Raw genomic sequence first — 5,906 nt, 5'->3', positions numbered from 1 at the left:
ACCCCTCAACGCGTTCCAGATCGCCTTCGAGGGTCGCCTGACCCCGAGCAACAACTGACCACTCAACAACCAAGATCAGCCGTTAAATTGACACACCCATGGCAGACCGCCGTGAGGACGTCTTCGCTCAACGTGCTGTCAAGGCCGCCCGTCTGGGGCGGTGAGAGCTCGGTGAACTCCTTCCTCGGAAGGGATCTCGTTCATCGCGGCGATCACTCGTTTGCCGAAGCTGGTCAGTTTCATGGCTCTGCCGCGCGTAGCTCGTTCCAGCAGGGGCTGTCCAAGGTCTGCTTCAAGCTGGTTGATCTGGTTCACCAGCGTTGACCGATTGATGTTGAGGGCTCGCGCTGCCTCATGCATCGACGGGAAGGACGATGCGGCGGCGAAGCTTCGCATCCTCTGCCATGCGAAGGGACTGGTGAGGCCGTTTCGCAGGATGGCGGGGAGATGGACGGCGAGTTGGGTTGTTCGGAGGGCGGCACGGTGACTTGCTCCTCCGCTGCGGCGGAGGGGGATGTTGTGGACGCGGGCCCAGCGGGCCATGTTCGAGCGGCTCATGCCTTGCTCGCGGGCCAGGTCGGGCAGGGGCCGTCGGCGGACGACGTACTGCTCGAAGAGCCAGGACCGTTCGATGGTCACGCGGGGCTGGCGGCCTTGGAAGCCGACGATCGGGATGTCGTATTCGCGGGCAAGGTCGGTCAGCAATCCGCGGGAGAAGCCGGTCATGTCCGCGATCGTCTGGAGTGAGTGGTGTTCGTCGAGATAGAGGCGTGTGAGGACGTCCTTTGGGATTTCACGGCGGGCGCGCTGGCGGATCTGGACGGTGGATCGCGCTGAGCGTTCGGTCTCCTCGGCTGCAGGGGCAGGGTGTTCGTCCAGGACGTAGCGGATGGCGGCGATGCTGGTGTCGAGCACGCGGGCCGCATGTTGGACGGGGCGCTTGTGCTGGCGGACGAGTTGGTGGAGGCGGGGGACGTCAATGTGATCCGGGTCGGATCCGGGCAGGTCGAGACCGCTCAGCAGCGTGGCGGGCGGCTGCCAGGTGATCGGCTCGTTGTGGATGCGGTTCTCGGCGAGGAAGTGCCTTGCTTCTCCAGCTAGTGCATCGGCGAGTTCGGGGGTTTGGAGGGCCGCGAAGTAGGCGCTCTGTTGCCTGAACTCCGCTTCGGTGACGTTCTGGTGGCGGGGGAACGCTTCGGCGGGGAGGCCGCTGATTCGTTGGAAGAGCAGGCTTCGGACGATCTGCTCGCGGGGTCCTCTGCCGACCGGGGTGCCGGTGCGGCGGCATATCTGTGACCAGCGGCTGCGGGGAAGCAGACGGGTGTAGTCCAGGCGGCGTCGCCGCTGATAGTCGATAGGCACCTCGGTGGCATCGAGGTGATCAGCGAGCCGGACCAGGGCAACAGCCGTGTCGGTCCACTGCGGCTGATCCTGAAGCCACTGCAGAATGCGGGAGATGTTGATCCCGGTGGTGGCCGAGCCGAGGCGTCCAGCAACGTCCTCGAGTCGCGCTTTGCTACCGACGATCAGCAGGGAAGCGGCCAGGACCGGGGCGATAGCGCGGGGATAGACCCCTTCTGGCGGAGTGAGCCGCGTAGTCCAGACGGGCCAGAACATGCTGGGGATCTTCCGGGCTCTTCGGTCGATGTCCCTGCTGGTCTTCTCCGTGCGGCGAGGCATGGCGGTGGGGGTGCGATGCCGGAGTTGTTCATTGGGCCGCATGCTGGGTGCAAGAGCCGCGATGTGCACCGCGTTCAGGACCGTGCTCAGGTCGCGCCCCCAGCCGTCGATGCTGGTGATGCTGACTTGCCAGAGTTCCTCACGCATCGCCTCGATCAGGTCCCGCAGCACCCGGCCGGCCAGATGAATGTCGGGCTGATCGAGGACGTGCAGGGCGATGGCGACCGAGGCGGCCGTGCTGACAGCTCGCGGAGGGGCCATGAAGCCGGGCCGCTCGGCGGCGCGTGAGGCGAGCGGGCAGCCGGGGTCGGTGATGAGGTGCCCATCGGCGATATCGCGAGGGATCAGGTCCCGAAGGTCGGAGGCGGGCAGGTCTTGCAGGACGCGCCTCGCGATCGCCTGGATATCCGTGAGGGCTTGTCGTGCGGATTGAGGACTGTACTGGTAGGCGCCGAAAGCAGCGGTGTCCGCGTCGATGACGTCCAACAGACGGACTTGTGCCAGCAATGCCGGGTGCGAGGCGGGGAGCCGGAGCGTACGGGTTTGTGTCAGATCGAAACCGCAGCCCTTGGAGAAGCCTCCGCCCGGGCCCGGATATGGAGAGCCGCAGGTATGCGGTCGAGGAATCGCCGGCGTGGCAGCAGGCCGTTCTCGGGGGATCTGGTTGCAGGCAGGACAGCAGTCCGCCAGCAGCCGGCCGTGGTGAAGGCAGGCGAAGGAACAGCCCAGTCGCCAGGACAACAGCCAGCGGCCGCCGCTCTCGATGAGACAGTCCGGGCAAAAGTGCGACCCGCTGCCCCGGCCCCAGAGCACCCGTCGGTTGACGTTCGGGCGCTCGGTATTGATGCGAACGGCCCGTCCGTCGTAGTACATCAACGTCATGTCCGTGACGGTGCGCTCGTCCAGCCCGCTCGCATGCGCGATGTTCGTAGTGTGAGCCCCGCTCAGCAGGATCGTCCAGTCGCGCGGGATGCCCCGAAGGTGATCCCCATGGCCCGTTCGCGGCGGAAGTCCGAGGTGGTGCAGCACCTCGCCGAGTGGGCTGTCCAGCCGTCGGGCCAAGGCTTCGGTCCAGGAGTCGAGGGCCTCTCCCGGTACCGGGGGAACCCGGATCGGCAGGGTGCGGACGCGCGTATTCACGCGGCTGTCCCCGACCGCGAGCGAGAGCGGGGGCGGCTGGTCAAGCGGCGCCGTTCCAGGGCTGCCTGGAGCTCAAGGCGGGCCGCCTCGGATGCCTCGTCGTTCTTCACCCGGTCCATCAGCTCCTGATCGAGACGTTCGACGCCGGTGCGGACCGCCCGCTGGCAACCGCGGTTGATCAATGTCATCAGCGAGCCGATGTGTCCGGTACTGCGGGCGAAGAGGTAGTCGGACAGGTCGTCCGCGAGCATGCCGGGGTGCTTCTCCGTGAGCACGAGACGCTGTTCGAGGGCCAGCAGCATGTGCCGCTGGCTGTGTCAGTCTCCGCGGATGTCGTTTCGCGCTGACTCCGGGAGTCGCTTGGCGTTCTTTTCCATGATCGATGTCAGTGAGTTTTGATGTCGCTCCGGTGGCGGCACGGGTTCCGTTCGGGGCTGTGCAAGGGGATGACCGGAAGCCATCTGCTGGGCAGGGCGCTCCGCGTAGGGTTGGATGCGTGATCATCTGGCTGAATGGCACCTTCGGTGCGGGCAAGACAACGACCGCCAAGGAACTGACCTCTCGTATTCCGGACTCCAGGCTTTTCGATGCCGAGAAGGTCGGGGAGATGCTCTGGCACGTGCTCGGTGTCCCCGAACGTGACTTTCAGGACTTTCCGCCATGGCGAGGGCTCGTGGTGGAAACCGCACGGCAGGTTCTCGACTACGTGGGCGGCACTCTGGTGGTCACCCAGACAGTGCTGGTCGAGCAGTACTGGCAGGAGATTCATGGCGGTTTGACTGAAGCCGGCGTTCCCGTGCACCACTTCCTGCTGGATACGGACCAGGACACACTGGTTGAACGTATCGAGACCGACACCAAGCCTGAGAGCATCAGTGCTCGCCAGTGGCGCCTTGATCACTTGGACGAGTATCAGCGCGCCCTGTCCTGGCTCCGCCGGGAAGCCCAGGTGATCGACACCACTGATGCCGTTCCCTCCCGCGTCGCGGAGATCGTCATGAGCAGAGTTCAACTCGGCTGACCGGTCCGCGGCGAATTATCGGGCGGCTTGTCCTGTGGAAGCCCGGTTCAGCCCGCTTCCGCTCGTTCCGCCTGGGCTTTGGTGTGGGCGAGGCGGTAGGACTCGGTGCCGGTCTGGATGATTGCGCCGTTGAAAGTCAGGCGGTCGACGATGGCCGCGCAGAGCCGGGGATCCGTGAAGGTTTTTGTCCAGCCGCTGAAACTCTCGTTCGAAGCGATGGCCACGCTGTTCTTCTCCTCGCGCTCGGTCAGAACCTGAAAAAGCAGCTCAGCGCCCCTGCGGTCAAGCTCCATGTAGCCGAGTTCATCAATGCATAGAAGATCGACACGGCCGTAGCGGGCGATCGTCTTGGACAGCTGCTTCTCGTCGGCGGCTTCGACGAGCTCGTTGACGAGTTTGGTGGCCAGCACGTAGCGGACGCGGTAGCCGTGCATCGCGGCCTCGGTGCCCAGGGCGATCAGCAGGTGGGACTTGCCGGTGCCGGAGTCACCGATCAGGCAGAGCGGCTCGCCTTTCTTGACCCATTCGCAGGTGGCGAGGGTGTTGACGGTGGCCGGGTCGATGTTGGGGTTGGCGTCGAAGTCGAACGCCCGCAGGCTCTTGTCCCGAGGGAAGGAGGCGGCCTTGATTCGGCGCTCTGACCGCCGGCGGGCCCGGTCGTCGCACTCCGCCAGCAGCAGTTCGGCGAGGAACGCCCGATACGACATCTGATCGCGTGCGGCGCCTTCGGCGAGGTCGGGGAACTGCTGGCGGATGGTTGGCAGCCTGAGCATGCGGCATGCCTGGTCGATCGAGGCGGTGGCGGCTTCTTCGGTCAGTCCGCGCTTGCGTGTCATGATCCCTCTTCCTCGCCGGCCGTGCGGCCGTGCCGTTTCAGGAGCTGGTCGTAGTGGGCCACCGACGGCAGCGGCCGGGTGTCGGGCGGGAGGTGGGACAGCCTCCAGTCGGACAGGAAGGTGACCGTGCCGCCGGTCCCCTCCTGCGGCTGGACGGGATGGGCCCGGGTGGGCTTCGGGGGCTCGGTGAAGTTCTCGCCTTCAGCTGCCTTGCGGGCCTCCAGCGCGACGGCGTCCGCGGTCAGGGCGCCGGCTCGGTGGGCCGCGGCGAGTCCGGCGACAACGTGTTCGTGTTCCATGTGGCGTCCCAGCAGCAGCACCTCGATCAGGGCTCTGGTGCCGGCCGCCTCGCCGTGGGCGGCGCGGGCCGCGGTCCACCAGGCTTCGTGGACGGGGGTGAACTTCCCTGCGGCTTTGGCCTGTTCCAAGGCGGTCGATCCGGGGAAGGCGCCCGGCTTGCGCAGGAGTGCTTCCAGGTAGTGGTCCAGGACCAGGCGGGATTCGCCCCGGCCGCTGAGGCGTTCGTGGTGGGCGACCACGGTGCGGCCGTCATAGACGACCAGGTCGTTGGCGTGCAGCAGCACCCGCAGCTGGCGGCCGATGAAACGGACCGGGACCGAGTAGGAGTTGCAGCGGACGGTGACCTGTCCGAAGCGGTTGACCCGCGGAGTGAACCAGCGTCCGGTCTCGAACACCTCGCGGGGCAGGGGCCGCAGCAGCGGCTGTTCCTGGGCGAAGTACTCGCCGATGGTGCGGGTCTTCGACCGCAGGCGGCGGCCTTCGTCGTCCAGGTCCCACTGGTCGACCAGGGCGTTCAGCTCGGTCAGTGAGGCGACCTCGGGGACGGGGACGAAGTGGTTGCGCCGGTAGTAGCCGATCTGGCCTTCGACGCCGCCCTTCTCGTGGGCGCCTTCGATGCCGGGACGGCAGTAGAAAGCATCGACGCCCCAGTGCGAGCGGAAGGCCGTCCACCGGTCGTTCTCCACCCGGGCCCTGGACAGGCCCAGGACCCGCTCGACCGCGGCCCGCAGGTTGTCGTAGCGGATGCGGCCGCGGGGTATGCCGCCCAGCACCCGAAAGGCGTGCACGTGCCCTTCGAAGAAGGCTTCCTGGCCGCAGGAGGCGAACACTCTTCTCTGCACTTTGCTATTCGCGATGTTCCTGCGTCTCCGATGGGTTGTGATCGTCGTGAGCTTCGACGGGGTCCGTGGAAATCGTGCTGCGGCCAG

The 5,906-nt window shown here is 66.3% G+C and carries 4 protein-coding genes and 1 pseudogene; 1 reads left to right on the top strand and 4 read right to left on the bottom strand.

The window, feature by feature from the left end; genetic code table 11:
* Positions 1 to 138: 138 nt before the first annotated feature.
* Positions 139 to 2,820, bottom strand: a complete 2,682-nt coding sequence (locus KUM38_RS21960) for a TniQ family protein (protein WP_217131144.1) — start codon at positions 2,818 to 2,820, stop codon at positions 139 to 141.
* Positions 2,817 to 3,128: pseudogene (locus tag KUM38_RS21955) on the bottom strand (ATP-binding protein); the annotation flags it as partial. The pseudogene KUM38_RS21955 and the gene KUM38_RS21960, both read right to left, overlap by 4 nt.
* Before the next feature lie 188 nt (positions 3,129 to 3,316).
* On the opposite strand from KUM38_RS21955, the gene KUM38_RS21950 reads away from it, so the two are divergent.
* Entirely contained in the window at positions 3,317 to 3,841 is a 525-nt protein-coding gene (locus KUM38_RS21950) for an AAA family ATPase (protein ID WP_217131141.1), read from the top strand.
* Between the two features lie 47 nt (positions 3,842 to 3,888).
* Here the strand turns inward: KUM38_RS21950 and istB are convergent, their stop codons facing one another.
* Both istB and KUM38_RS21940 read right to left on the bottom strand, forming a co-directional pair.
* On the bottom strand, positions 3,889 to 4,677 hold the full coding sequence (gene istB / locus KUM38_RS21945) for an IS21-like element helper ATPase IstB (protein ID WP_217131139.1): 789 nt from the start codon (positions 4,675 to 4,677) through the stop codon (positions 3,889 to 3,891).
* Positions 4,674 to 5,819: a hypothetical protein gene (locus tag KUM38_RS21940; RefSeq protein WP_254397573.1), complete on the bottom strand. Its 1,146-nt coding sequence runs from the start codon at positions 5,817 to 5,819 to the stop codon at positions 4,674 to 4,676. Before KUM38_RS21940 ends, istB begins: the two co-directional genes overlap by 4 nt.
* Positions 5,820 to 5,906: the final 87 nt, after the last annotated feature.

The sequence above is a fragment of the Streptomyces sp. AC558_RSS880 genome, assembly GCF_019049255.1.
GTDB lineage: Bacteria > Actinomycetota > Actinomycetes > Streptomycetales > Streptomycetaceae > Streptomyces.
The sequence above is the reverse complement of the archived record's forward strand: the minus strand, read 5'-3'. Positions and strand labels throughout refer to the sequence as shown.